This is a genomic window from Allobosea sp. UC22_33 (assembly GCF_042700715.1).
Lineage (GTDB): Bacteria > Pseudomonadota > Alphaproteobacteria > Rhizobiales > Beijerinckiaceae > Allobosea.
The window spans coordinates 2,819,020-2,842,206 of the sequence record NZ_CP170556.1 but is presented as its reverse complement, the minus strand read 5'-3'; the positions used below and the strand labels follow the sequence as shown (position 1 = coordinate 2,842,206).

The following is a 23,187-nucleotide window of genomic DNA, read 5'->3' as shown; positions in this document are numbered from 1 at the left end:
CAGGTGGCGATCGCTTGCGACTACTGGCGCAGGCGAAGGCCGAGCGCGCCCATGATCTCGCCGTTGTTCTTGTGCTGGGTCGCGAGGAAGGTGCCGAAGGCCGGACCCTTGGCGAAGGCGTAGCCGAAACCGCGCTCGGCAAGGAAATTCTTGTAGGCGTCGGAATTCGCGACCTTGTCCGTCGCCTCGACGAGGCGAGCGGTCACGTCCGCGGGCAGGCCGGCGGGAGCGGCGAGGCCGCGCCAGGTGCCGCCCTCGTATTCCTTGCCGATCGCCTGCTTGACGGTCGGCACTTTCGGGAAGGCCGAGATCGTCTCCTTCGCCATCACGGCGAGTGCCTTGACGCGGCCGGCATCGAACATCGCCTTGCCTTCCGGCAGCGAGGACGGGACGATCTGGACGCCGCCGGAAGCCAGCTCCTGGAAGCCGGGGGCCGCACCCTGGCTCGGCACCACGGTGACGCTCTTGGGGTTGATGCCCTCGAGCTGCAGCAGGCCGGCGAAGGCGAGGTGATAGGCGGCGCCGGCGGCCATGCCGGAGAGCTTGTAATGGCCGACGGGCTGCTTTTTGATGTCGTCGAGCGCCGCGCGCAGGTCGCCCCAGGGCGAGTTCGCGGCGACGTTGAAGGCGGCCGAGTCGAAATTCACCAGCGCCAGCGGCGTCAGCTTCTCATAGGTGAAGGGGGCCGTATTCGACCAGTAATAGGTCGTGACCTCGGCCGTCGCGAGGCCGATCGTGTAGCCGTCCGGCTTGGCGTTGACGATCTCGGTATGGCCGACCACGCCGCCGCCGCCCGTGCGGTTGACGACGTTCACCGGCTTGCCGAGCTCCTTTTCCAGGCCCGCCGCCAGGATGCGCGCGACCGCGTCCGTGCCGCCGCCTGCCGCCCAGGGCACGACCAGGGTGATCGGCCGCTCGGGCCAGGCGGCGAAGGCGGGGAAGGCGAGCGCCGCGACGGTGGCGGCAAGCAGCATCGTTCTGATCTTCATGACGTTTCTCCCGATTCTGATTTTCTTGGGTCTTCTCCGCCGGCGAGCGCCGGACTGGAAAGCATGTGGTGGCGCGTGTAGCCGAGCACCTGCCGCATCGCCGCGCGCGCGGCGTCGGCATCCCCGGCCGCGATCGCGTCGAGCACGGCGGCGTGGTTCGCGAGGTTCCCGGCAAAGACATCGACGGTGAAGTCGAACATGGCGCTGAGGATCGCATCGATCGCGCCGCGGAAGCTGCGCAGGATCGGGTTGTTGGTCGCGTCGAGAATCGCGAGATGGAAGCGCTTGTCGGCGGCGATCGCCGCCTGCGGGGTGTTCTGGTCCGCTTCCATGGCGGTCAGCGCGGCGCGGATGCGGGCGAGGTCGTCGGGCGTCGCGCGCGCGGCCGCCAGCGCCGCCGCTTCCGGCTCGATGATCGCGCGGGTCTCTTCGAGCGCGAGCAGGAGGTGGCGGTCGAGCCCATCCTCGTTGCGCATCCAGCCGAGCACGTCGGGGTCGAGCAGGGTCCATTCATGGAGCGGGCGCACCTGCGTGCCATGGCGCGGCCGCACGCTGAGCAGGCCCTTGGCGGTCAGGATCTTCACGGCTTCGCGGACGACGCTGCGGCCGGCGCCATAGCGCTCCGCCAGCTCGAATTCCGGCGGCAGCACGGTTCCCGAGGTAATCTCGCCACGCACGATCGCGGCTCCGAGAGCCTGGACCATCGCGCCGATCTTGCCTGGTTTGCTGCGCTTCTGCATGCCCTGCGCCCTTCCGCGAGGCGAAGATTGTCACGGCCGGCGCTTGCGCGCAACCATTCATCTGATGTTTAACATCAGATCATTGAAAGCGAGGGGCGACGATCATGACGACGGGTTTCACCGGGATCCATGCGATCCTCTACGCGCTGTTCGATGCCGGGGAGCGTCTCGACCGGCAGGCGATGCGGCGACAGGTGGAGATCTGCCTCGGCCTCGGCGTGCATGGCATCGCGGCGCTCGGGCTCGCGACCGAGGTCTCGAAGCTCACCGTCACCGAGCGGCGGAGCGTGATGGAATGGGCTTCCGAGGACGTCGCCGGACGCAAGCCGCTGGGCTTCACGATCTACGGTTCCTCCGTCGGCGAGCAGATCGAGCAGGTGAAGGCGGCCGAGGCTGTGAAGGCCGACTGGGTCATCCTGCAGCCGCCGATGGTCGGCAGCTTCGGCGCCGCCGAATATATCCGCTTCTTCGGGCGCGTGGCGGAGGCGACGAACCTGCCCGTCGCGATCCAGAATGCGCCGGCCTATATGGGGCGTGGCCTGTCGGCGGCCGATATCCGCGATCTCGTCGCGCAGCATCCCAACATCGTGCTGGTCAAGGGCGAGGGGCCGGCGACGGATATCGCGCAGCTGATCGAGACCACCGAGAATCGTTTGCCGATCATGAACGGGCGCGGCGGGATCGAGCTGGTCGAGAACCTGCGCGCCGGCTGCGTCGGCATGATCCTGGCGCCTGATGTCATCGACTTCATGGTCCACGCCTATGAGAGCTTCAAGGCCGGGGACGAGGCGGCGGCCGAGCTCGCCTATCGCGACGCGCTGCCGGCCGTCGTCTTCATCATGCAGTCGCTGGAGAGCCTGATCTGCTATGGCAAGCGCGTCTTCGGCGCGCGGGCCGGCATCGCGATCCACGACCGCGCGCCGGCCATGCGGCCGACGGCTTTCGGCGAGGCGCTCGTGCAGAAGCACGTCGCGAAGCTCGGGCGCTTTTCAGGCGCTGGGCCGGATGGGCGCGGCGGCCACCTGCGCCCGGTTTGAGGCGTCCAGGCTCCGGCGGCGTCAGACCTGCTGCCGCCCGCGATAGCGCGCGAAGACGTTCTGGCGACCGGCGGAAAAGATCATGACCTCGTAGGTGTCAGGCTGCTGCCCGGCCACTTCCATGCCGGGCGAGCCGACGGGCATGCCCGCGACCGCGAGGCCCGTCGCCCTGGGACGCTCAGCGAGCAAGCGCTTGATCGCTTCGGCCGGGACATGGCCTTCCACGACATAACCGCCGATCTCGGCGGTATGGCAGGAAGCCAAGGGATCGGGCACGCCGAGCCGCGCCTTCAGCGGGGCGACATCGGGCACCTCGACCACCTCGACCGCGAAGCCAGCCGCCTTCACATGCGTCACCCAGTTGCCGCAGCAGCCGCAATTCGGGTCGCGCGTGACGGTCATCTTCGGGAGCGTCTCAGTCGCGAGAGCCGATTGCGACAGCGCGAGCGCCGCCGCGGCTTGAACAGCGCCTGCGACCACGCTGCGGCGGGAGGGGAGCCGTTGGGTCGTCAAAAGGGCCTCCTTGGCCGGGATGTCAGCGGGCGGGGGCTGGGCCGGGCGTGTAGCCTGCGGCGGTGATGAGAGCGCCGATGCTGGCAAAATCGCCGCCGCCCTGCACCGTGACCAGCTTCGAAGCGGGGTCCGCGGTGACGGTCGCATCAGGAAAAGCGCCCTTGATGGCGTGTTCGATCCTGCCGGCGCAATGGCCGCAGGTCATGTCCTCGACCCTGAGGCTGACGGCGTCGGAGGAGGTCTGGGGTGCCGCCGAGGCGGCGGTCGAATGCTGTTGGCAAGAGCACATGGCGTGTCGTTCCTGACTGTCGATGAGCTCAGCCTGCACCTTCCCTCCATGGCAAGGTCAAGCCCGTTTCGGCCATCATCGCGCCTGCCGTGCAGGGTGGTCGACGACATCAGGGTCGGGCGGCTCGTGGACGTTCTCCCGGATTGGGCGCCGCGGGCCGGCATCATCCATGCCGTCTTCCCCTCGCGGCGAGGATTGCTGCCTTCGGTGCGGGCGCTGCTCGACTTCCTCGCCGCCGACTGTGCGCGCCTTGATCGGGACAGCCGATAGGCGCAAGTCCAGGCCACGGGCACCGCACTGGATTCCCGGCTCCGGCGGCGGCATGCTTCCCGAAGCTCTGATCGAAGCGAGGAGAGGTTCCTTGGACATCACACGCGCCGGATCGCGGCCCTCCGGCAAGGGCCCCTCGGACTGGTTCACCGGAGCGGTCCGCATCGACCCGCTCTGCAATCCCCACGCGGCAGAGCGCGTTCAGGGTGCCGGCGTCACCTTCGAGCCCGGCGCCCGCACGGCCTGGCATACCCATCCGCTTGGCCAGACGGTCATCGTCACCGCCGGTCTCGGCCGGGCGCAATGCTGGGGCGGGCCGATCATGGAGATCCGCCCCGGCGACGTCGTCTGGTTTCCGCCGGGCGAGAAGCACTGGCATGGCGCCTCTCCGGCGACGGCGATGACGCATATCGCGATCCAGGAGGTTCAGGACGGCAAGGTCGTCGACTGGATGGAGCAGGTCTCCGACACGCAGTACGGCGGTTAACGATCAGCCGAGTGCTTGCCGCCCAGCTGGGGAAGGCGGGCATCTAATGCTTTTATTTTGTGGCGAATTGGATCAATGATGCCGGCGTGCGTTTAATGCCTGATTAACTTTACGAGAGAGTTTCATGCGGCCCGAGCGCGTGCGACGGATCCCAGCGCCTGTCCAGGCTGCCAGCCTCGGCCGCCGGTTGCAGGCCGCGAACGACAACGAGCCCGATGTCAGAGAGAGCGTGATCAGCATCCTGATCGGGCGTTCCCTGATTGTCGGCGCCGCGCTGCTGGCCTTGGCCATCGTTGCCGGATGGAGCCTCTGGCTCGGCCGCGCGGTCTGGCGCCACTTCGCCTGACCGGAAGCGAGTTGGGTCGGCTTGCACCGGCTGATCCGTGCGGAGCCGCCGGCAGAGCGCATTGACCCAACGGTAGGTATCGTTAACATTTGTCGCATCGCACCAGATGACTGCAGGCGGAGGCAGGGATTTTGATGCGCTGCGCCGCGATTGCATCGGGACGCCAACCGTAGCCAACTCGGGGCGAGCGTGCAGTCGAGCATCGTTCACGGCAGGGTCGATCGATGCGCTGATCCTGAGCGCGCGGGCGGAGGCGGCGCTCTGTCCGACTTGCTGCGCGACTGCGCCGAGCGGAATCGCAGGGTTTTCCTCTTCGGCGGCGACAGCCGCACGATCTACGCGCTGCGGGGGCGGATCGCGTCAGCCATTCCGGCCGTCCGGATCGCCGGCATCTGCGACGCCGATTTTGCCGGGCCGATCGACCGTGCTGTTCTCGACCATATCGCGGCTGCCGATGCGGATGTGATCATCACCGATCTCCCGGAAGCGCGCTTCCGGTTGTTCTGCGCGCAATGCACCGCGATGGGGATTTACGGAAAGCGGATCAACGTTCCGGGGAGCTTTGCCGATTTCGCCTTGGGCGCGGGGCAGGGCGTGCTCGGCCTCTCCGTTCCGGCACGGCTGCGCCGGCTCGGTGTTGCGGCAAAAGCCGGCCTGCGCTTCGCTCGTATCATTCTGGGGCAGAGCCTGCGTCAATCCCAAGCTGCGCGCGCTGCCGCGGTCCCGCCCGACGCGGTGGCCGGCGCTGATCGCAGGGCGCTTAGCGCGCGTTGGAAAAGGCTTTCCGGCTCAGAACGGTCCGGAACAGGATCCTGATGTCCAGCCAGAACGACCAGTTGTCGATGTACCAGAGGTCATAGGCGACGCGCCTGGCCATCTTGTCGTCGGTATCGGTCTCGCCGCGCAGGCCGTTGACCTGGGCCCAGCCGGTTATGCCGGGCTTGACGTTGTGGCGGCGGGCGTAGTTGGCGATCTTGCGCTCGAACTCGATATCATGTGCCAGCGCGTGGGGGCGCGGCCCGACGAGCGACATGTCGCCGGCGATGACGTTCAGGAGCTGCGGCAGTTCGTCGAGATTGTAGCGCCGCAGCAGATGACCGAGGCGCGTGATCCGGGGATCGTTGCGCTTGGCCTGGACGACGACCTGGCCGTCATCGGTCGTCGTCATCGTGCGGAACTTGAAGATGCGGAAGGCCTGCTGGTTGAAGCCGTAGCGCCGCTGGCGAAACAGGACGGGACCGGGGGAGTCCAGCCGGATCAGCACCGCGATCAGCAGCAGAAGCGGCAGGGTCAGGACGATGCCGCAGGAAGCGGCCACGACGTCGAAGGCGCGCTTGAGGGCGATCTCGACCGCCGAGAGCGGCTGGCGGGTCAGGCGCAGGCTCGACAGGGTGCCGGTGTGGACGACATGCGTCCCACTGAAACGCTCCATGATCGGCTCGGGCGCGAGATGGATCGCGACCGGCAGGTTCATGAAGGCATCGACGCAAGCGGAGATGGTATCCTGCTCGGCCCAGGGTACGGCGATGAAGACCGCATCCGGCCGCTTCGCCCGGCAATTCGCCACCGCGGCTGCCAGATCGGCGGCCAAGGCGGCCGAGCCGGTCGCACCGGAGGATTTCAGGAAGGCGACGTCGGTGACCGCGAAGCCCATGTGCCAGGGCTTGTGCCGCGACACGAAGGACATGATGTTCGCCTCGCGCCCGATCAGGAAGGCGCGCTCGGCGGTGATCCTGCCGGTCCGGCTGCCGGCGGAGACCAGCCTGGCGACCGCCGAACGGGAGAGGGCAATGATCGGAATGCCGGAAAGATAGGTCGCGACGATGACGGCCCGCGAATAGTGGTCCGCGATCTTGGCGAGGAACAGGAGGGCCAGGAAGGCGACCATGGTGATGTTCCAGACGGCGAAGGCCGAGCCGATCTGCCCCCGTGTCGAGAGATAGTTCGCGATCTGGTAGCGGCCGCGCATCAGGTTGACGAAGACGAACAGGGCCGCGAGCATCGCCGCCAGTTCCGGCGTCGAGCGGTCGACGCCCGGCGTACCGACGGTGCCGAGATGGTAGGCGAAGGACACTGCATAGACGAGGCCGGCGACCACAACCGCGTCGCTCGCCGCCACGAGCGGACCCAGCCAAAGGCGCCAGAGCCCCGACTGATTGTCGGGCAGGGCCTGCGGCATGCCGCTCAGATCGTTGACGCTCATGTTAAACCCCGGGCCGCCTGCACATGTCCTGCAACGGCACAATGTGCCGGCGCGGAACCGTGATCGACAAAGGGGTCGCAAACCCCGTGCCGGGGCGGCGTGGGTCAGATTGGCTCGGATTAGGGCAGGTTCGACCGGACGGGCAGTGCCTGCAAGACCTGGTGGGACGGGACTGTCCCGGGATGAATCAGGCCGGCTTGCGGAAGCGCTGTGCCATCGTGTCGAAGGCAGCGGCAAGAATAGTGCCGAGCGTGGCGCCGGCGATCTTCACGATCGCATCATGCGGCAGGCCGTGGCGGGTCTCTTCCAAGGTCTGGAGCCATTCGAGGCCCATGGCGAGGGCGACGATGCTCGCCAGCACGAGCCAGCGCTGCCGCGGGTAGGCGAAAGCGAAGGTGGCGCCGGCGCCGAAATAGGCGAGGAAGCGTTCGACATCCGCTCCCAGCAGCGGAATATGCGGGCGGGCGTTGATTGGCGCCAGCGTCGAGAACAGGATCGCGAGCAAGGCAGCCCAACCCGCGAACACGGCAAGGCGGCGAAGCTTTTCAAGCGGAGGAATCAAGACCGGGCTCCGGGCGAACGGCGAGGCGTGCAGGCAAGATACGGACCAGCACCGGCGAGATCGCGCAAGAGCAGGACGGACGCCGACCTTATGGCGATGCAAAAACGACGAAGCAATGGCAGCAACGAGAGTTTTTAGCCGCCGTCGATGAAGTTTCCTGTCATCGTCGGCGATGCAGTCATCCTATGCGGTGACGCAGCGTCCATTCCAAGGCTAGCATGCCGGCGTGACGGCCTATGGGAGAGACGATGACCGATGTTCTTGCAGCGCCCTCGGCGGCGCGGATCGCGCGTGGCGGGAAGGCGATCTACGGTGTTCCGCTGGGTATCCTGATGCTGGAGGCGCGGTTTCCGCGCATTCCCGGCGATATGGGCAATGGCACGACCTGGCCCTTCCCGGTGCTGTATCGCGTGGTCGGCGGGGCGAGCCCCGAGAAGGTGGTGCTCAAGGGCGCTGCCGGGCTGCTGCCGGATTTCGTCGAGGCGGCGCGCGATCTCGTCCGGCTCGGCGCCGAGGCGATCACCACGAATTGCGGCTTCCTGTCGCTGTTCCAGCGCGAGCTTGCGGCGGCCGTCGGCGTGCCGGTCGCGACCTCCTCGCTGATGCAGGTGCCCTGGGTGCAGGCGACGCTGCCGCCCGGCAAGAGGGTGGGCATCGTCACGGTTTCGGCCGCGTCGCTGACGCCGAAGCATCTGGAGGCGGCCGGCGTGCCGCTCGACACGCCCGTCACCGGTACGGAGAACGGACGCGAGTTCTTCCGCGTCCTTATCAAGGCCGAGAAGGACGACATGGATGTCGAGCTTGCCCGGCAGGACGTGGTGCAGGCCGCGCTCGATCTCGTCGCCCGCCACCCGGAAGTCGGCGCGATCGTGCTCGAATGCACGAACATGCCCCCTTATGCGGCCGATGTGCAGGCGGCGACCGGACTGCCGGTCCACGACATCTACTCGCTGATCAACTGGTTCCACGCCGGATTGCGGCCGCGCCGCTTCGGCTGAGCTTATCCCCGGTCCTTCCGGCCGTCCGATAATCCGCCTCGCTGAAATCCCCGTCCGCGAGGCCCCATGACCGATACGCCCCGTCTTTCGCTGCCGCTGCTCGCCGCCGGGCAGGCGCAGAAGCACGTCACTCATAACGATGCCCTGATCCGGCTCGACGGGCTGATCCATCTCACGGTCGACAGCCGCACGCAGGCGGCTCCGCCGGCTTCTCCAACCGAACTCTCGGCCTATATCGTGCCGGGCGGCGGCACCGGGGCCTTCGCGGGCCGCACCGATCAGGTCGCGCTGTTCGAGGATGGCGGCTGGACTTTCCTCGTGCCGCGCGCCGGCTGGCAGGCCTGGGTGATCGACGAGGCCGAGCACAATCTCTGGACCGGCACGGAATGGCGCCGCGCCAGCCCGCTCAGCGGCCTCGGCGCCGAGCGCTGGGGCGTGAACGCGACCGCCGATACGACCAACCGGCTTGCCGTGGCCTCGGATGCCAGCCTGTTCAACCATGCCGGCAGCGATCACCGATTGAAGATCAACAAGAACGCCGCCGGCAATACCGCGAGCCTGCTGTTCCAGAGCAACTGGTCGGGCCGGGCCGAGTTCGGCCTCGCCGGCGATGACGATTTCCGGGTCAAGGTCAGCGCCGACGGCGCGGCCTGGCATGATGCGCTGGCGATCGATCGCGCTTCGGGAGGCGTCGTCCTCCCAGGTACGCCCTGGGCGGCGGGAACGAACCTTCTGATCAACGGCGACATGGCGATCAACCAGCGCAGTTTTGCCGGTGGCGCACTGACTGCCGGCGCCTATGGTTTCGACCGCTGGAAGGCGGCGACCGGTGGTGCCAATCTTTCGCTCAGCAGCTTCACCATCACCCTGACCTCCGGTGCTGTCGTCCAGCCGGTCGAGCCGGCACCTTGGGGGCTCGCGTCCTTCGCCGGTCTGCCATTGACGCTCTCGGTCGATGACCTGACCGGCGGTAGCCTTACGGTGGCGATCGGCAGCCAGTCCGGCACGATTCCGGCCGGATCGGGACGCCGCTCGCTGACGCTGACACCGGCTGCCGGCGACACCGGCGTGCTGCAGGTGCGGCTCTCGCCGAGCGCGGGCGCCATCAGCTTCGCGCGGATCAAGCTGGAGCATGGGCGGATTGCCACGCACTGGGCAGCGCGTCCGCTCTCGATCGAGCAGATGTTGTGCCGGCGCTACTATCTGAAGCAGGACGGGCAGGTGCTGATCGATGCCTATCAGGCTGCTGCGGCTGCGAGCCGGCAGAGCCTGAGCCTGCCGGTGCCGATGCGGGCGACGCCGAGCGTGGCGGCCACGGTCTCGCTGGAAATCAACGTGCAAGGCACTGACCGCGGTATCATCGCGCAATCGCCCGAGCGGGCCTATGCCTATGTCACCGCGCTGGCGCTCGGACGGGTGAGGGCGGCCTTCGATGCCATTGCTTTCGATGCGGAGCTGTAAGCCTCACTCGCTGACGAGCTTGCGGGCGCGCAGCAGGGCCAGCAGGCCTTCGTCGCGGCGCTCCTCAAGCTGGGCGATCGTGCGCCCTGCCGCTTCCTCCGCGACTCCCGCGATAATCTTGTGCTGGACGTCCGCGTCCAGCGAAGGCGTTCCCAGGGACTGCCAGCGCCGGACCTGGCTCGGCCCGAGATGGGCGAGATAGCCGGCGATGCCGCCTTCGCCGCCGCCGAGATGATAGGTCATGTGCGGGCCCATCAGGGCCCAGCGCAGGCCGGGACCATTGCAGAGCGCGGCGTCGATCTCGGCGACGCTGGCGACGCCCTGCTCGACCAGATGGACGGCCTCGCGATAGAGCGCCGAGGCCAAGCGGTTCGCGACATGGCCCGGCATCTCGCGCTGGAGGATGACCGGGCGCCGGTCCAGGCTGCGATAGAAGGCGGCGGCGCGTGTAACGACGGCCTCGTCCTCGCCGACGATCTCGACCAGCGGCACGAGATGCGGCGGGTTGAAGGGGTGCGCGACGATCACCCGGCGCTTGTCCTTGCAATCCGCGACGAGTGCGCTGCGCAACAGGGCCGAGGTGCTGCTGGCGATGATCACGTCCGGCGGCAGCGCGGCATCGAGCCGGGCGAGCAGCGCGCGCTTGGCTAGTTCGTTCTCCGGCCCATTCTCCTGAACGAAATCAACCTCTTGCAAGGCCTCGTCGAGATCGGCGGTGAACTGGTACTGGCCGGTATTGGCCAGTCCGAGCGCGGCGAGCTGGTTTCGCGCTCGCTCGACCGCATGGCGGAACTTCTCCTCCGCGCCTGGGGCTGGATCATAGGCGGAGACATTCAGCCCGTGGCCCATGGCGAGCGCGGCCCATGAGCTGCCGATCAGGCCGGCGCCGATGACGGCGATGCGCTTGATGTCGCGGATATCCTGCATCAGTGGATCTCGGGTTCCGGCACCTTCGCCGTCCCCTCCAGATAATCGAAATCGCAGCCCTTGTCGGCCTGGCGGATATGGGCCGCCGACATCTTGCCCCAGCCGCGCGGATAATCGCGGTCGGGTGGCGTCCAGACGGCTAGGCGGGCGGCGATCTCGGCCTCGGTCAGATTGACCGAGATGCTGCGCGCCTCGACATCGACGCTGATGATGTCTCCCGTCTGCACCGCCGCGATCGGGCCCTTGATATAGGCCTCCGGCGCGACATGGAGGATGCAGGCGCCATAGCTGGTGCCGGACATGCGGGCATCCGAAATGCGCAGCATGTCGCGCACGCCCTGCTTCAGCAGCTTCTTCGGGATCGGCAGCATGCCCCATTCCGGCATGCCGGGACCGCCGACGGGGCCGCAATTCTTGAGCACCATGATGTGGTCGGCGGTGACGTCGAGGTTCTCGTCGTTCACGGCCTGCATCATCGCATCGTAATGCTCGAAGACCAGCGCCGGGCCGGAATGCCTGAGCAGGCGCGGCTCGGCGGCGGAGGGCTTGATGACGCAGCCATCGGGCGCGAGATTGCCCTTGAGGACGGCGAGGCCGTTGGCTGTCGAGACCGGCTTGTCGAGCGGGCGGATGACGTTGTCGTCATAGACCTGGGCGAGCGCGATGGTCTCCGCGATCGGCTTGCCGGTCACGGTCATCGCATCGGTGTGGAGCTTGCTTTCGAGCTGCTTCAGCAGGGCCGGCAGGCCGCCGGCATAGAAGAAATCCTCCATCAGAAAATCGCCGGAGGGGCGCAGGTTCGCGATGACCGGGACGTTGCGCGAGAAGGCGTCGAAATCATCAGGTGTCAGTGGCACGCCGGCGCGGCCGGCCATGGCGACAAGATGGATGATCGCATTGGTCGAGCCGGCGACGGCCATATGCACGGTCAGCGCGTTCTCGAAGCTCTTGCGGGTGAGGATCTGGTCGGGCGTCAGGTCCTCCCAGACCATCTCGACGATGCGCTTGCCGGCGGCGGCGGCCATGCGGGGATGGGCGGCGTCGGCGGCGGGAATGGCGGAGGCGCCGGGGAGGGTGAGGCCGAGCACCTCGGCATGGCTCATCATCGTCGCGGCGGTGCCCATCACCATGCAGGTGCCGTAGGAGCGGGCGATGCCGCTCTCCATGTCCTTCCACTGGCCGTCGGTGATGTTGCCGGCCTCCTTTTCGGCCCAGTATTTCCAGACATCGGCGCCGGAACCCAGCACCTTGCCGGCCCAGTTGCCGCGCAGCATCGGCCCGGCCGGCACGAAGATGAAGGGCAGGCCGGCGCTGCAGGCACCCATGATCAGGGCCGGCGTGGACTTGTCGCAGCCGCCGAGCAGCACGGCGCCGTCGAGCGGGTGGGAGCGGATCGATTCCTCGGTCTCCATCGCCAGGAAGTTGCGATAGAGCATCGTTGTAGGCTTCTGATATTGCTCGGAAACCGACATGACGGGGATTTCGATCGGGAAGCCGCCGGCCGCCCAGACCGCGCGCTTCACCGCCTCGGCGCGGTCGCGCAGATGGGTGTGGCAGGGGTTGATCTCGGACCAGGTGTTGATGATGCCGATGACCGGCTTGCCCATGAACTCCTCATGGCCGAAGCCCATCTGCAGCGCTCGCGAACGATGGCCGAAGGAGCGCAGGTCGCTCGCGCCGAACCAGCGCCAGCTGCGCAGGGTCTTGGGCGTCTTGCGGGGGCGGGCGGACATGGGCGTTTCCTCGACGAGGTTCTTTGTTGGCTCAATGGCTTGTCATTCCGGGGCGGCTCGCAGAGCCGAACCCGGAATCCACGACTGGGAGGGACAATACCCGCTCGCGATGAAGGGCTCGCCCGGTCGTGGGTTCCGGGTTCATCGCTGCGCGATGCCCCGGAATGACAAAGGTTATTCCGCTGCCGCGCGCTGGCTACCCCAGCTCGACACGATGCCGCGCAGTTCCGCCCGCTCGGCCTCGTTCAGCTCCGGCAGGCCGGGGAGGCGAACCGGGCCGACATCCGTGCCGAGGAGACCCAGCGCTTCCTTCACTACGGTGACATTGGCGCCGTTACCGTATTTGGTGCGCAGCTTCTCGAAGCTGGCGATGGCGTCGACCTCGCGCCGCGCGGTATCGTAATCGCTTGCCTCTAGCGCGCGCCAGACGGCGAGCGAGCGCTCCGGCGCGACATTGATCAGGCCGGAGGTGAAGCCGCGGGCGCCCAGTGCGTAGAAGGGCGCAGCCCAGCCCTCGGCGAGGCCGCAGATCCAGTTGGCGGAGGAGCCCTCCGTCTCGCGCACGCAATCAGCCAGCAGCATCATGTTGTTCGAGGCGAATTTCACGCCGGCGACGTTTGCGTGGGTCGCGACCCTGATCAGGTCCTTCACGCCGATCGCGTCCGAGCGGATATAGGCGACAAGCGGGATCGGCAGCGCCTCGGCGATGGCGAGGATGTAGTCGGCCTGGGATTGCGGGGCGGCGAAGGGATCGAGCGGGTGATGCACCATCGCGGCATCGCAGCCGGCCTTGGCTGCGAGCTTGCCGGTGGCGATGGCTTCACGGAGCGAGCGGCCGATGCCGGCGGTGACCAGCGCCTTGCCGGCGGCGGCCTCGGCGGCTGTCGCGTGCGAGCGCTCCACCTCGGCGGTCGTCATCGGGTAGAACTCGCCGGTATTGCCGGCCGAGACGATGTTGTGAATGCCGGCCTCCGCGATGCGCCGGACGATCCGGCCGGTCAGCGCCCAGTCGGCCTCGCCATCCGCTTTCCAGGCGGTGACATGCACGCCGGAAATGCCGCGCAGCGCGCGGCGCACCTTGTCATTCGTCATAATCCAGTCCCTCCGCATCCGCGCCGAAAACTAGCCTGACATGGGCCTTCGCCGAGCGGACGATGTGACGGCGCATCCTGAGTTCGGCGCGCGCGGGATCGCGCGCCAGAAGCGCCTCGTAGATGTCGCGATGTTCCTCGAAGCCTCTCCGGCGCTCGTCGGCTTGCGAATGCAGCGCGATGCGCTGGGCATGGTCGTACATGCGCTGGCCGTCGAGACGGCGTTCCAGATAGGTGCAGCCGGAGATGCGGTGGATCGCGCGGTGATAGGCCTCGTTCAGCGCGACGAGGTCTTCAAGGTCGCCATGCTCGGTCGCCTGCTCCATATCGGCGATCAGCCTGCCAAGTTCGATGGCGCCGTCCTCGGTCAGGTGGTTGGCGGCGATGTGGGCCATGACGCTTTCGAGCGCGGCGCGACCCAGCGCCATCTCCAGCGCCTGCCGGGGTGAGAACTCGACGAAGACGCCGCGGCGCGCCTCGGTGCGGACCAGCCCCTCGCTCTCCAGCTTGCGGATCGCGTCCTTCACCGGTGTCGTGCTGACCCCGAGCATCTCGGCGAGGTGGCGCTCGTTCAGCCTTTCGCCATTGCGGAAGCGCCCGGCGACGATGGCACGGCGCAGACGCTCGTGGACATGCTCGCGCAGCGAACGCAGCAGATCGGGAGCGACGGGTTCGACGGCAGGCTGCAACATGGTTCTTCCGGGGCGCTGGGTCTGACCGCTTCATCGCGGCAGCGGCTCCAGCGCCTCACCATCAGACAGCACAAAGTCTGAGATGCGGCAATCTGAAATTTCAGATTTCAAGGCCGCGATCCTGTGTTATCGATCAGGATAAGCGCCCGTCATGAGGCGCAAGCGGATTGGCCGCTACCAGGAGGAACGAACCGATGAGCATCACGCGCAGAACCATCATCGCCGCCGCTTGCCTTGCTGCAGCAGGCCCCGCCTTCGCGCAGGGCGATTATCCCGGCAGCAAGGTCGTCACCATCGTCGTGCCCTTCGCGGCCGGCGGCACCACGGACCTGCTCGGGCGCGTCCTGGCTGACCGGCTGGGCCAGCGGCTCGGGGGCAAGTTCATCGTCGAGAACCGGCCCGGTGCTGGCGGGAATACCGGCGTCGCGGCCGTCGCGCGGGCGCCGGCCGATGGCTACACGCTGACCATGGGCACGGTGTCGAGCCACGCGATCAACCCGGCCGTCTATACGAAGCTGCCCTTCGACCACATCAAGGATTTCGCGCCGATCTCGCAGGTGGCGAGCGTGCCGAACATCCTGATGGTCAATATCGACCTGCCGGCCAAGACTGTGCCGGAGTTGATCGACCTTTTGAAGAAGAACCCCGGCAAGTACTCGTTCGGCTCGTCGGGGGCGGGCACCTCGACCCATATGGCGGCGGAGCTGTTCAAGGTCTCGACCGGCACCGACATGGTGCATGTGCCCTATCGCTCGAGCGGGCAGGTGACGCAGGATCTGCTCGGCGGCCAGATCCAGATCACCTTCGACAACATCACCATCGCCTGGCCGCATGTTCAGGAGGGCAAGATCCGCGCGCTCGCCACCGCGACGCCGAAGCGGCTCGCGGTCGCCCCGGACCTGCCGGCGCTGTCGGAATTCATTCCGGGCTATGATGCCAGCTCGTGGCACGGCTTCTTCGCGCCCTCCGGCGTGCCGAAGGAGATCGTCGCCAAGCTCTCGACCGAGACGCAGGCGATCATGCGCGAGCCGGCGGTGATCGAGCAGTTGAAGAAGCTCGGCGTCGACCCAGTCGGGTCGAGCCAGGAGCAGTTCACCGCCCATATAGCCTCCGAGACCAGGCGCTGGGCCGAGGTCGCGCAGAAGGCGAATGTGAAGATCGAGTGAGGGGCTCAACCGTCATGCTCGCCCTTGTTGCGAGCATCCACGTTTCGAAGTCCCGCGACGCGTGAAGACGTGGATGGTCGGGACAAGCCCGACCATGACGGCGCGGTTTCGGTAGTAAAGCCGCGTCAGCGCTGCCCGGCGAAAGCCTTGGCCAGCGCGTCGGCATGCTTGGTCATGAGGCCGAGATCGGAGCCGACGGCGACGAAGCGATAGCCCCATTCGATATAGCGGCGCGCATCGGGCTCGGACGGCGTCAGGATGCCGGCCGGCTTGCCGATCGCGGTCAGGCGCTTCACCGCGTCCTGGATCGCGGCCTGGACCTCGGGATGGCCGGGATTGCCGATATGGCCGAGCGAGGCCGAGAGATCGGCCGGGCCGATGAAAACGCCGTCGACGCCATCGACGGAGGCGATCTCCTCGATCCGGGCGAGCGCCTCGCCGGTCTCGACCTGCACCAGCACGCAGATCTCGCCATCGGCGCGCTTGAGATAGTCCGGCACGCGCCCGTATTGGCTGCCACGGCCGCTGACCGTGATGCCGCGGATGCCGGCCGGCGGATAGCGGCAGGCGGCGACGGCCTTGCGCGCTTCCTCGGCATTCTGGACGAAGGGCACGAGCACGGCCTGCACGCCGATATCGAGGAGGCGCTTCAGCAGCACCGCATCGTTCCAGGCCGGGCGGACGATCGGGGTCGCGGTGCCGCCCTTCAGGGCCTGCAACTGGGTGAGAACGTCGGGTGGCTCGTTCGGAGAGTGCTCGGTATCGACCAGAATCCAGTCGAAGCCGCTCTGGCCGATGATCTCGGACACGATCGGGCTGCAGAGGCTGCTCCACAATCCGATCTGAAGCTCGCCACGCTTCAGCGCGGCCTTGAAGGCGTTGGCAGGCAGATCCACGGCGTTTCCCCTTGGGCAGACTGGTTTGGCGATGCGCCGGCCGGCTGAAACCGGTGGCGCGCGCCACTCTTGTTAGCCCGGACTGGATGATCGGCGGAAGCTGGCGGCAGGTGATGGCGGGGTTGCAGTCTCGGCGTCGAACGCAGCTTCGCGGCGCGCGAATCGCTGCTAGGTTGCGCGGCCCTGGAGACAACCCGCCATGACCACCCCCATGCTGACCGAAGAGATCGCCCAGCGCTTCGCCCGCATCGCGCTTGGCCATGTCCGCCGCGAGTATCCCAACAAGCCCGACCATACGCTGGGCGGGCCGCAGGATGCGCAGACGCCGAGCCAGCTGCATCCGGTGTTCTATGGCAGTTATGACTGGCATTCCTGCGTGCACAGCTACTGGATGCTGGCGCGGCTGCTGCGGCGCTATCCGACGATGCAAGCCGCCGCCGATATCGTCGCGCTGTTCGATGCGCAGCTCGTCCCCGAGAAGATCGCGGTCGAATGCGCCTATCTCGCCCAGCCGACGGCGCGCGGCTTCAAGCGGCCTTATGGCTGGGGCTGGCTGCTCAAGCTTGCGTCCGAGCTGAACGGGCTCGACGACGGACGATGGAGCCGGGCGCTGGAACCGCTCGCCGAGGCCTTCGCCCAGCGCTTCCGCGATTTTCTGCCGATCGCGACCTATCCGGTGCGTGTCGGCACGCATTTCAACACCGCTTTCGGCCTGCGGATGGCGGCCGATTATGCCGATGCGACCGGGGATGGCGCTTTCCTGACCCTGCTGCGCGAGACGGCCCTGCGCTGGTATGGCGCCGACGAGGACTGCCCGGCCTGGGGCGAGCCGAGCGGCGACGATTTCCAGTCCTCAGCGCTGATCGAGGCGGAATGCATGCGCCGCCTGCTGCCGGCGGGCCAGTTCCTGCCCTGGTTCGAGCGATTCCTGCCGCGCATCGCGCAGCAGCAGCCGGCGATTCTGTTCAAGCCGGCGACCGTGACCGACCGGACCGACGGCAAGATCGCGCATCTCGACGGGCTCAATCTCAGCCGCGCCTGGTGCTGGAGCGCGCTGGCTGCAGCGCTGCCGGAGTGGGATGCGCGGCGCCCGGTCATCGCTGACGCGGCGAGGCTGCACCTCGAAACCGGGCTGCCGCATATCGCGGGCGACTATATGGGCGAGCACTGGCTTGCGAGTTTCGCCGTGCTCGCGATCGAGGAGCGGTAGGGTCAGTCAGATCGGTTGAATCGCCGGCGCCACTGTTGTCATTCCCGGGCGCGCCGCAGGCGCGAACCCGGAATCCACGACTGGGTCGGACATCGCGTGTTCGGTTGCCAGCCGCTCACCCGGTCGTGGGTTCCGGGTTCTTCGCTGAGCGAAGCCCCGGAATGACAAGGGGCGGAGTTACTGAGATCAGGTGCCGGCAGGCTGTGACCGATCAAGCCGCGCCCTTCAGCTCCACGTCGCTGCGCCAGCCGAGCGCGGGGGCGACGAGGTTCGCGAAATCGACGGTGATCTGACGGTAGTCGTCGATGCTGAAGTTATAGGGCAGTTCCAGCCGCAGCGTGTCGACGAGCGGCAGGACCGGGTCCGCCGCGAGGCGTTCGATCAGTTCTGCTGCTGTTCCGACGAGATCCGGTGCGAACTGGGTCCGTCGCTCGCCCTGGGGGCCAAGCGTGCGGGCGTTCCGGCTCGCGGCATAGTCGCGATAGCGCTGGCGCGTCGCTGTGTCGGCCCCGTCGAGCGGGACGATGACGCGGCCGACAGCGATGCGGGGCTCGTCTTCGCCCCGCCAATGCGTGCGGAAGGTCTCGATATGACGCTGCTGCGCCTCGAAGAAATCGTCGGTATCCTCAGCCGTATTGATATTGCCGACGAGCAGGTGGAAGCCGTTCTCCGCCGCCCAGCGGGCCGAGCGCAGCGAGCCGCCGCCATACCAGAGCCGCTGGCGCAGGCCCGGTGCATGCGGACGCAGGCGTGGCCGGTGCTCGCCGGCGGCGGAGGTGATGCGGGTATCGGCATCGCCGAGCCATTCGCCGTCGATGTTCTTCGCCAGCCGGGCAACGCGGGCATGCGAGAAATCGATCGTCGCCGGGTCGCCGTCGAAGAGGCGATCGCCCAAGAGCTTGCCGAAGGGCGGCGGGCCGGCGCTGAGGCCGATATTGAGCCGCCCGTCCGAGAGCACGTCGACCAGCGAGAGGTCTTCCGCCAGCCGGAACGGGTTCTCGTAGCCCATCTGGATGACCGCCGTGCCGAGTCCGATCCGGCGCGTACGCTGGGTCGCGGCGGCGAGGAAGGCCGCCGCCGAGGAGACGCCCGGTTCGAGATGGCGCTGGCGTATCCAGGCGCTGTCGAAGCCGATGGCCTCGCCATGCTCGAAGAGTGAGAGCGTGTCTTCGAGCCCGCGGCGGGGATCGGCATCGTCGTAATTGCCGGGCGTCAGGAAGGCGATGTGCCGGATCGAGAGCTTCGTCATGTCAGCCTGTTCGTCTGGTCAGTACTTGGGCAGGCCGGGCGGGTTGGTCTCGGAGCGCTCCACCGCTTCCTCCTCGATGCCCCAACGGGCCAGCGCCTGCCGGTATTGGCCTGACTTGATCAGGTTGTTGGTGGCGAGTGTGAGGGCATCGACGAGACCGCTGCCCTTTCGGGTGGTGATCGCGACATCGGATTTCAGCGGCCAGCCGGCGCTCAGCGTGCCCACGCGCTTGATGTCCTTGTCGCGGGCCGCGATGAAGACGAGCTGTGCATGCGGCTGCACGACGACATCGACCCGGCCGGCGCGCAGCGCGACGAGGCGGGCGGCCTCGTCATCGAAGAGCTGGAGTTCGAGCGGCTTCAGGCCTGCGGCGACGTTCTGCTTGCTCCATTCGACCAGGATGCGCTCCTGATTGGTGCCGCCGCCGACGCTGAGGCTCAGGCCCGCCGCGTCCTTCGGCTCCCTGATGCTGGTAACCTTGCTGTCGGCCCTCACGAAGAAGCCATGCAGGCCGAGGCGATAGGTCGAGAAGTCGAACTTCTCCTTGCGCTGCTCGGTGACGCCGACATTGGAGATGACGGCGTCGTATTTCCCGGAGGCGAGGCCGAGCGGCCAGTCGGCCCAGGCGAGCGGCACGAGGTTGAGCTTGAGGCCGAGGCTATCGGCGATGAGCTGGGCGAAATCCGGATCGGCGCCGACCACCGTCTTGGCGTCGGTCGCATAGGTCGCGAGCGGCGGGCCGCCCGGGCTGATGCCGACGGTGAAGACGCCGGGCTCGGCGAATTTGAAGCCCTTCGGCACGGCGGCGATGGCGGCCGGGTCCTTCTCGGCGCGGATGCGGCCGGGCTGTTCGGGGCCGAGGTCGAAGGGGGCTTGGGCGAGGGCGGGCAGGCTCGTGGCGCCAAGCGCGCCGACGAGCAGCGACAGCAGAGTCCGTCGCGGGATCATGATGGTCTCCAGTTCTCGAAAGTTTCCGCGGTCGTGCGAGGCGCTCACGCCTTCGGCAGGCCAGGCGGGTTGGTGCGCGATTCCTCGATCGCCTCGGCCGAGAGGTTCCAGCGGGCCAGAACCTTGGCGTAGTTGCCGTTCCTGATCTGGGTGTTGAGCGCCTGGGTGATCGCCTCGGCGAGACCTGCGCCCTTGCGGGTAGTCACCGCGATCTCGGCAAGGATCGGCCAGCCGCCGGAGAAATTGCCGGCGAGCCGGGTCTTGTTTTCGCGCGCGGCCTTGTAGCTCAGCAGGGCGTTGGGGCCGAGATAGGCGTCGGCGCGGCCGGATTCGAGCGCGAGATAGAGCACGACATCGTCGTCATAGTACTGGATGTCCACGGGCTTCAGCCCGGCCTTCAGATTGGCTTCGTTCCAGCGCAGCAGGATCTGCTCCTGATTGGTGCCGGCGCCGACGATGATCTTGAGCCCGGCGACGTCGCGCGGCTCGCGGATGACGATCTCGTTGTCCTTCTTCACGTAGAAGCCGAGCAGGTCCTTGCGATAGGTGGAGAAGTCGAACTTCTCCTTGCGCTGCTCGGTGACGGTGACGTTGGAAATCACGGCGTCGAACTTGCCGGAGGTGACGCCGAGCGGCCAGTCGGCCCAGGCGGTCGGGACGATTTCCAGCTTGCGGCCGAGCGCATCGGCGACGAGCTGGGCGATGTCGGGTTCGGCACCGATGATCGTCTTGGTGTCGTCGGCATAGCCGCCGAAGGGGAAGCGCCCGGTATTGTTGGCGACGGTGAAGACGCCGTCCTTCGCGAATTTGGCATCCTTGGCGAGGAGCTTGATCGCGGCCTCGTCGATCTGTGCGCGGGGGCGTCCGGGCTGCTCGGGCGAGAGGTCGATCGCCTGCTGGGCGAAGGCGCGGGCGGGGAGGATGGCGGCCGAAGCGGCGCCGGCGATAAGGCTGAGCGAGTTACGACGCGTGATCATGTTCGTTTTCCTTGTGGGGGTGGCGGGGAAGTCAGAGCACCTTGGCGAGGAATTCGCGGGTGCGGGTGTGGCTGGGATTGCCGAGAACATCGGCCGGGGCGCCGCTCTCGACGATGCGGCCCGCCTCCATGAAGACGACATGGTCGGCGACCTCGCGGGCGAAGCCGATCTCATGGGTGACGATGACCAGCGTCGTGCCGGAGCGGGCGAGTTCCTTGATGACGTCGAGGACTTCGCCGACGAGCTCGGGGTCGAGCGCCGAGGTTGGCTCGTCGAAGAGCAGGACCTTGGGCTTGAGGGCGAGCGCGCGGGCGATGGCGACGCGCTGCTGCTGCCCGCCGGAGAGCTGGCGCGGATAGGCGTTCGCCTTCTCGGCCAAGCCGACCCCGGGCGAGCAGTTCCTGCGCCTCCGTCAAGGCCTGCTCGCGGGAGAGGCCGCGCACGGTCACCGGCGCCTCGGCGATGTTCTCGATCGCGGTGAGATGCGGGAAGAGATTGAAGTTCTGGAAGACCATGCCGACATCGACGCGCCGGGCCAGGATGTCCTTCTCCTTCAGCTCGTAGAGCGTCTCGCCGTCCTGCCGGTAGCCGATCAGTTCGCCGTCGATCGCGATGAAGCCCTCGTCGACGCGCTCCAGATGGTTGATCGAGCGCAGCAGCGTCGACTTGCCCGAGCCGGACTGGCCGATGATCGCAGTGACGCTGCCCGGACGCAGCGACAGGCTGACATCGTCGAGCACCTTGAGCGGGCCGAAGCTCTTCGAGACATGGCTGATGCGGATTTCGCCGCCGCTGCGCAGGGAGAGCGTTGCCAGCGAAGCCGTGCGCGGTGCGGCAGGGGCTTGCGTCGGGGCGGTGAAGCCGGCGGGGGCGATGCGGTTCCGGCCGAGCCAGCGCAGGGCCGTGTCGATCGCGGACGGCGGCGGATTGCGCAGCGCGCCGCGGGCATAGTGCCGCTCGATATGGCGCTGGAAGAAGGAGAGGACGCTGAGGATGACGAGGTACCAGACCGTCGCCACCATCAGCAGCGGGATCACCTCGAGATTGCGCCGGTAGATGACCTGGATGGTGTAGAACAGCTCCGGCAGGGCGAGGATGTAGACTTGGCTGGTGCCCTTCGCGAGGCTGATGATCTCGTTGAAGGCGGTCGGCAGGATCGAGCGCATCGCCTGCGGCAGGACGATCCGCGAGACCTGGCGGTGCTTCGGCAGGCCGAGCGCAGCGGCCGCTTCATGCTGGCCCTGGTCGACGGCGAGGATGCCGCCGCGCACGATCTCGGAGGAGAAGGCGGCGGCGTTGAGGGTGAGCCCGAGCACGGCCGCAAAGAAGGGCGTGATGAGCTGCGTCGTCTGCCAGGAGCCGAAGCTGATATCGGTGAAGGGAATGCCGAGCCAGATCGTGCTGTAGAGATAGCCGAGATTGTTCAGGATCAGCAGCAGCACGATCAGCGGGATCGAGCGGAAGAGCCAGACATAGCCCCAGGACAGCGAGGCAAGCAGCGGCGAGCCGGAGACCCTTGCCAGCGCCAGCAAGGTCCCGAACAGGAAGCCGAAGACCGTGCCGAGCAGCGTCAGGAACAGCGTGCGGCCGAGCCCGACCAGCACGGGTTCGGCGAAGAACCACTCAGCGAACACGTCCCAGCCCCAGCGCGGATTGGAAAGCACCGAATTCACGATCGCGAAGATCACGACGGCGGCGAAGACCGTGCCGATGGTCCGCCCCGGATAGCGTGCCGGGACGATGCGATAGCGGCTGAAATCGCGGTGCGGGGCTGGATTCTGGGCGTGCGCGGGCAAGCCCGCGAAATCGCTGGCGAGGGTCATGGCTGGCTCTTCTTGTTATGGGAGAGGGAGAAGCGGCCCGGTCAGGCTGCGTCGCGGGCGGCGTTAGCCTCGGACGGGCGCGGCAGCGAGGCCGGGAGCACGGAGAGCTCCTTCTCGAAGGGCAGCTTCCGGTAGAACGCGGGATCGGCCGAGACGTCGAAGAGCGGGGTGTAGCCGGTCTCCAGATAGAGGCCCTTGGCCTCGGGCTGGCGGAAGCCGGTGGTCAGGTAGAATTTGCCATAGCCTTGCCGCAGGGCCTGTGCCTCCAATTCGGCGACGATTAGCCGGGCGAGGCCCTGGCGACGGAAGTCGCTATGGGTCCAGATGCGCTTCATCTCGGCCGTGCGTTCGTCGTAGCGCTTGAAGGCCCCGCCCGCGACGGGGCGGCCATCGCGCAGCAGCAGGACGAAATTGCCGTCCGGCGGCGCGAAGAGCTCGGCCGGATAGCGGCTCATCTCGGCGCCTGGAGCCTCGCCGAAATAGGTGCCGTAACGCGTGGCATATTCCCAGGTGAGCTGCTCGACCAAGGGCTGGGCGAGGGGGTGGAGCGGGGTGGTGTAGAAGAATTCATCGGCCATGG

General features: G+C 67.3%; 23 protein-coding genes and 2 pseudogenes. 9 read left to right on the top strand and 16 right to left on the bottom strand.

Annotation, left to right across the window (positions count from 1 at the left end):
- Positions 1-20 precede the first annotated feature (20 nt).
- Positions 21-989 (bottom strand): tripartite tricarboxylate transporter substrate binding protein, encoded by a 969-nt coding sequence (locus ACFJGT_RS13490; RefSeq protein WP_377838456.1) that lies wholly within the window; start codon positions 987-989, stop codon positions 21-23.
- Positions 986-1,729 (bottom strand): FadR/GntR family transcriptional regulator, encoded by a 744-nt coding sequence (locus ACFJGT_RS13485; protein ID WP_377838455.1) that lies wholly within the window; start codon positions 1,727-1,729, stop codon positions 986-988. The genes ACFJGT_RS13490 and ACFJGT_RS13485 overlap by 4 nt, the downstream gene beginning before the upstream one ends.
- A gap of 104 nt (positions 1,730-1,833) precedes the next feature.
- Here ACFJGT_RS13485 and ACFJGT_RS13480 point away from each other — a divergent pair, with 104 nt between their 5' ends.
- Positions 1,834-2,766, top strand: coding sequence for a dihydrodipicolinate synthase family protein (locus ACFJGT_RS13480; RefSeq protein WP_377838454.1), 933 nt, complete (start codon positions 1,834-1,836; stop codon positions 2,764-2,766).
- 21 nt (positions 2,767-2,787) lie between these two features.
- On the opposite strand, the gene ACFJGT_RS13475 is transcribed toward ACFJGT_RS13480, so the two are convergent.
- Positions 2,788-3,279 carry a DUF411 domain-containing protein gene (locus ACFJGT_RS13475; RefSeq protein ID WP_377838453.1) on the bottom strand — a complete coding sequence of 164 codons (492 nt, stop codon included), beginning with the start codon at positions 3,277-3,279 and terminating at the stop codon, positions 2,788-2,790.
- A gap of 22 nt (positions 3,280-3,301) precedes the next feature.
- Entirely contained in the window at positions 3,302-3,607 is a 306-nt protein-coding gene (locus ACFJGT_RS13470) for a heavy-metal-associated domain-containing protein (RefSeq protein ID WP_377838452.1), read from the bottom strand.
- Positions 3,608-3,673: 66 nt separating this feature from the next.
- On the opposite strand from ACFJGT_RS13470, the pseudogene ACFJGT_RS13465 reads away from it, so the two are divergent.
- From ACFJGT_RS13465 to ACFJGT_RS13450, 4 genes and pseudogenes are all read left to right on the top strand, one after another.
- Positions 3,674-3,838: pseudogene (locus ACFJGT_RS13465) on the top strand (LysR family transcriptional regulator); the annotation flags it as partial.
- 91 nt (positions 3,839-3,929) lie between these two features.
- Entirely contained in the window at positions 3,930-4,325 is a 396-nt protein-coding gene (locus ACFJGT_RS13460) for a cupin domain-containing protein (RefSeq protein WP_377838451.1), read from the top strand.
- 124 nt (positions 4,326-4,449) lie between these two features.
- A complete protein-coding gene (locus tag ACFJGT_RS13455) occupies positions 4,450-4,671 on the top strand; it encodes a hypothetical protein (protein ID WP_377838450.1) in 222 nt (73 codons plus the stop codon).
- Positions 4,672-4,860: 189 nt separating this feature from the next.
- A complete protein-coding gene (locus tag ACFJGT_RS13450) occupies positions 4,861-5,487 on the top strand; it encodes a WecB/TagA/CpsF family glycosyltransferase (RefSeq protein ID WP_377838449.1) in 627 nt (208 codons plus the stop codon).
- Here ACFJGT_RS13450 and ACFJGT_RS13445 read toward each other — a convergent pair.
- Positions 5,432-6,874 carry an undecaprenyl-phosphate glucose phosphotransferase gene (locus ACFJGT_RS13445; RefSeq protein ID WP_377838448.1) on the bottom strand — a complete coding sequence of 481 codons (1,443 nt, stop codon included), beginning with the start codon at positions 6,872-6,874 and terminating at the stop codon, positions 5,432-5,434. The two genes, ACFJGT_RS13450 and ACFJGT_RS13445, sit on opposite strands and share 56 nt — an antisense overlap.
- A gap of 187 nt (positions 6,875-7,061) precedes the next feature.
- Positions 7,062-7,436: a VanZ family protein gene (locus ACFJGT_RS13440; RefSeq protein ID WP_377838447.1), complete on the bottom strand. Its 375-nt coding sequence runs from the start codon at positions 7,434-7,436 to the stop codon at positions 7,062-7,064.
- Between the two features lie 248 nt (positions 7,437-7,684).
- Between ACFJGT_RS13440 and ACFJGT_RS13435 the strand changes: the two genes are divergently transcribed.
- Together ACFJGT_RS13435 and ACFJGT_RS13430 are read left to right on the top strand one after the other, a co-directional pair.
- A complete protein-coding gene (locus ACFJGT_RS13435; RefSeq protein ID WP_377838446.1) occupies positions 7,685-8,434 on the top strand; it encodes an aspartate/glutamate racemase family protein in 750 nt (249 codons plus the stop codon).
- A 66-nt stretch (positions 8,435-8,500) separates the two neighbouring features.
- Complete coding sequence (locus ACFJGT_RS13430; RefSeq protein ID WP_377838445.1) at positions 8,501-9,895, top strand: DUF2793 domain-containing protein; 1,395 nt, start codon at positions 8,501-8,503, stop codon at positions 9,893-9,895.
- Positions 9,896-9,898: 3 nt separating this feature from the next.
- Here ACFJGT_RS13430 and ACFJGT_RS13425 read toward each other — a convergent pair whose 3' ends face one another.
- The 4 genes from ACFJGT_RS13425 to ACFJGT_RS13410 form a co-directional block, all read right to left on the bottom strand.
- A complete protein-coding gene (locus ACFJGT_RS13425) occupies positions 9,899-10,822 on the bottom strand; it encodes a 3-hydroxyacyl-CoA dehydrogenase NAD-binding domain-containing protein (protein ID WP_377838444.1) in 924 nt (307 codons plus the stop codon).
- A complete protein-coding gene (gene araD, locus ACFJGT_RS13420; protein WP_377838443.1) occupies positions 10,822-12,555 on the bottom strand; it encodes an L-arabinonate dehydratase in 1,734 nt (577 codons plus the stop codon). The genes ACFJGT_RS13425 and araD overlap by 1 nt, the downstream gene beginning before the upstream one ends.
- Positions 12,556-12,729: 174 nt before the next feature.
- A complete protein-coding gene (locus ACFJGT_RS13415; RefSeq protein ID WP_377838442.1) occupies positions 12,730-13,647 on the bottom strand; it encodes a dihydrodipicolinate synthase family protein in 918 nt (305 codons plus the stop codon).
- On the bottom strand, positions 13,637-14,338 hold the full coding sequence (locus ACFJGT_RS13410) for a GntR family transcriptional regulator (RefSeq protein WP_377838441.1): 702 nt from the start codon (positions 14,336-14,338) through the stop codon (positions 13,637-13,639). The genes ACFJGT_RS13415 and ACFJGT_RS13410 overlap by 11 nt, the downstream gene beginning before the upstream one ends.
- A gap of 194 nt (positions 14,339-14,532) precedes the next feature.
- Between ACFJGT_RS13410 and ACFJGT_RS13405 the strand changes: the two genes are divergently transcribed.
- On the top strand, positions 14,533-15,504 hold the full coding sequence (locus ACFJGT_RS13405; RefSeq protein WP_377838440.1) for a Bug family tripartite tricarboxylate transporter substrate binding protein: 972 nt from the start codon (positions 14,533-14,535) through the stop codon (positions 15,502-15,504).
- Between the two features lie 125 nt (positions 15,505-15,629).
- On the opposite strand, the gene ACFJGT_RS13400 is transcribed toward ACFJGT_RS13405, so the two are convergent.
- Positions 15,630-16,400 carry an HpcH/HpaI aldolase/citrate lyase family protein gene (locus ACFJGT_RS13400; protein ID WP_377838439.1) on the bottom strand — a complete coding sequence of 257 codons (771 nt, stop codon included), beginning with the start codon at positions 16,398-16,400 and terminating at the stop codon, positions 15,630-15,632.
- 199 nt (positions 16,401-16,599) lie between these two features.
- Between ACFJGT_RS13400 and ACFJGT_RS13395 the strand changes: the two genes are divergently transcribed.
- Positions 16,600-17,610 carry a DUF2891 domain-containing protein gene (locus ACFJGT_RS13395; protein WP_377838438.1) on the top strand — a complete coding sequence of 337 codons (1,011 nt, stop codon included), beginning with the start codon at positions 16,600-16,602 and terminating at the stop codon, positions 17,608-17,610.
- Between the two features lie 211 nt (positions 17,611-17,821).
- On the opposite strand, the gene ACFJGT_RS13390 is transcribed toward ACFJGT_RS13395, so the two are convergent.
- The 5 genes and pseudogenes from ACFJGT_RS13390 to ACFJGT_RS13370 all read right to left on the bottom strand — a co-directional run bounded on the left by ACFJGT_RS13390 (position 17,822) and on the right by ACFJGT_RS13370 (position 23,185).
- The gene (locus tag ACFJGT_RS13390; RefSeq protein WP_377838437.1) at positions 17,822-18,859 is read right to left on the bottom strand and encodes an LLM class flavin-dependent oxidoreductase; all 1,038 of its coding nucleotides are present in this window, start codon (positions 18,857-18,859) and stop codon (positions 17,822-17,824) included.
- 18 nt (positions 18,860-18,877) lie between these two features.
- Positions 18,878-19,807, bottom strand: a complete 930-nt coding sequence (locus ACFJGT_RS13385; protein WP_377838436.1) for an ABC transporter substrate-binding protein — start codon at positions 19,805-19,807, stop codon at positions 18,878-18,880.
- Positions 19,808-19,851: 44 nt separating this feature from the next.
- Positions 19,852-20,784, bottom strand: coding sequence for an ABC transporter substrate-binding protein (locus ACFJGT_RS13380; RefSeq protein WP_377838435.1), 933 nt, complete (start codon positions 20,782-20,784; stop codon positions 19,852-19,854).
- A gap of 31 nt (positions 20,785-20,815) precedes the next feature.
- Positions 20,816-22,607 (bottom strand): annotated as a pseudogene (locus ACFJGT_RS13375) (amino acid ABC transporter permease/ATP-binding protein).
- A gap of 41 nt (positions 22,608-22,648) precedes the next feature.
- Positions 22,649-23,185, bottom strand: coding sequence for a GNAT family N-acetyltransferase (locus ACFJGT_RS13370; protein ID WP_377838434.1), 537 nt, complete (start codon positions 23,183-23,185; stop codon positions 22,649-22,651).
- Positions 23,186-23,187: the final 2 nt, after the last annotated feature.

Excerpts from the sequence above, each read along its gene's own strand:
- ACFJGT_RS13435 (WP_377838446.1), top strand. The coding sequence starts at position 7,685 with ATGACCGATGTTCTTGCAGCGCCCTCGGCGGCGCGGATCGCGCGTGGC.
- ACFJGT_RS13395 (WP_377838438.1), top strand. The coding sequence starts at position 16,600 with ATGACCACCCCCATGCTGACCGAAGAGATCGCCCAGCGCTTCGCCCGC.
- ACFJGT_RS13405 (WP_377838440.1), top strand. The coding sequence starts at position 14,533 with ATGAGCATCACGCGCAGAACCATCATCGCCGCCGCTTGCCTTGCTGCA.
- araD (WP_377838443.1), bottom strand. The coding sequence starts at position 12,555 with ATGTCCGCCCGCCCCCGCAAGACGCCCAAGACCCTGCGCAGCTGGCGC.
- ACFJGT_RS13455 (WP_377838450.1), top strand. The coding sequence starts at position 4,450 with ATGCGGCCCGAGCGCGTGCGACGGATCCCAGCGCCTGTCCAGGCTGCC.
- ACFJGT_RS13485 (WP_377838455.1), bottom strand. The coding sequence starts at position 1,729 with ATGCAGAAGCGCAGCAAACCAGGCAAGATCGGCGCGATGGTCCAGGCT.
- ACFJGT_RS13415 (WP_377838442.1), bottom strand. The coding sequence starts at position 13,647 with ATGACGAATGACAAGGTGCGCCGCGCGCTGCGCGGCATTTCCGGCGTG.
- ACFJGT_RS13430 (WP_377838445.1), top strand. The coding sequence starts at position 8,501 with ATGACCGATACGCCCCGTCTTTCGCTGCCGCTGCTCGCCGCCGGGCAG.
- ACFJGT_RS13385 (WP_377838436.1), bottom strand. The coding sequence starts at position 19,807 with ATGATCCCGCGACGGACTCTGCTGTCGCTGCTCGTCGGCGCGCTTGGC.
- ACFJGT_RS13425 (WP_377838444.1), bottom strand. The coding sequence starts at position 10,822 with ATGCAGGATATCCGCGACATCAAGCGCATCGCCGTCATCGGCGCCGGC.
- ACFJGT_RS13390 (WP_377838437.1), bottom strand. The coding sequence starts at position 18,859 with ATGACGAAGCTCTCGATCCGGCACATCGCCTTCCTGACGCCCGGCAAT.
- ACFJGT_RS13370 (WP_377838434.1), bottom strand. The coding sequence starts at position 23,185 with ATGGCCGATGAATTCTTCTACACCACCCCGCTCCACCCCCTCGCCCAG.
- ACFJGT_RS13490 (WP_377838456.1), bottom strand. The coding sequence starts at position 989 with ATGAAGATCAGAACGATGCTGCTTGCCGCCACCGTCGCGGCGCTCGCC.
- ACFJGT_RS13480 (WP_377838454.1), top strand. The coding sequence starts at position 1,834 with ATGACGACGGGTTTCACCGGGATCCATGCGATCCTCTACGCGCTGTTC.
- ACFJGT_RS13380 (WP_377838435.1), bottom strand. The coding sequence starts at position 20,784 with ATGATCACGCGTCGTAACTCGCTCAGCCTTATCGCCGGCGCCGCTTCG.
- ACFJGT_RS13445 (WP_377838448.1), bottom strand. The coding sequence starts at position 6,874 with ATGAGCGTCAACGATCTGAGCGGCATGCCGCAGGCCCTGCCCGACAAT.
- ACFJGT_RS13410 (WP_377838441.1), bottom strand. The coding sequence starts at position 14,338 with ATGTTGCAGCCTGCCGTCGAACCCGTCGCTCCCGATCTGCTGCGTTCG.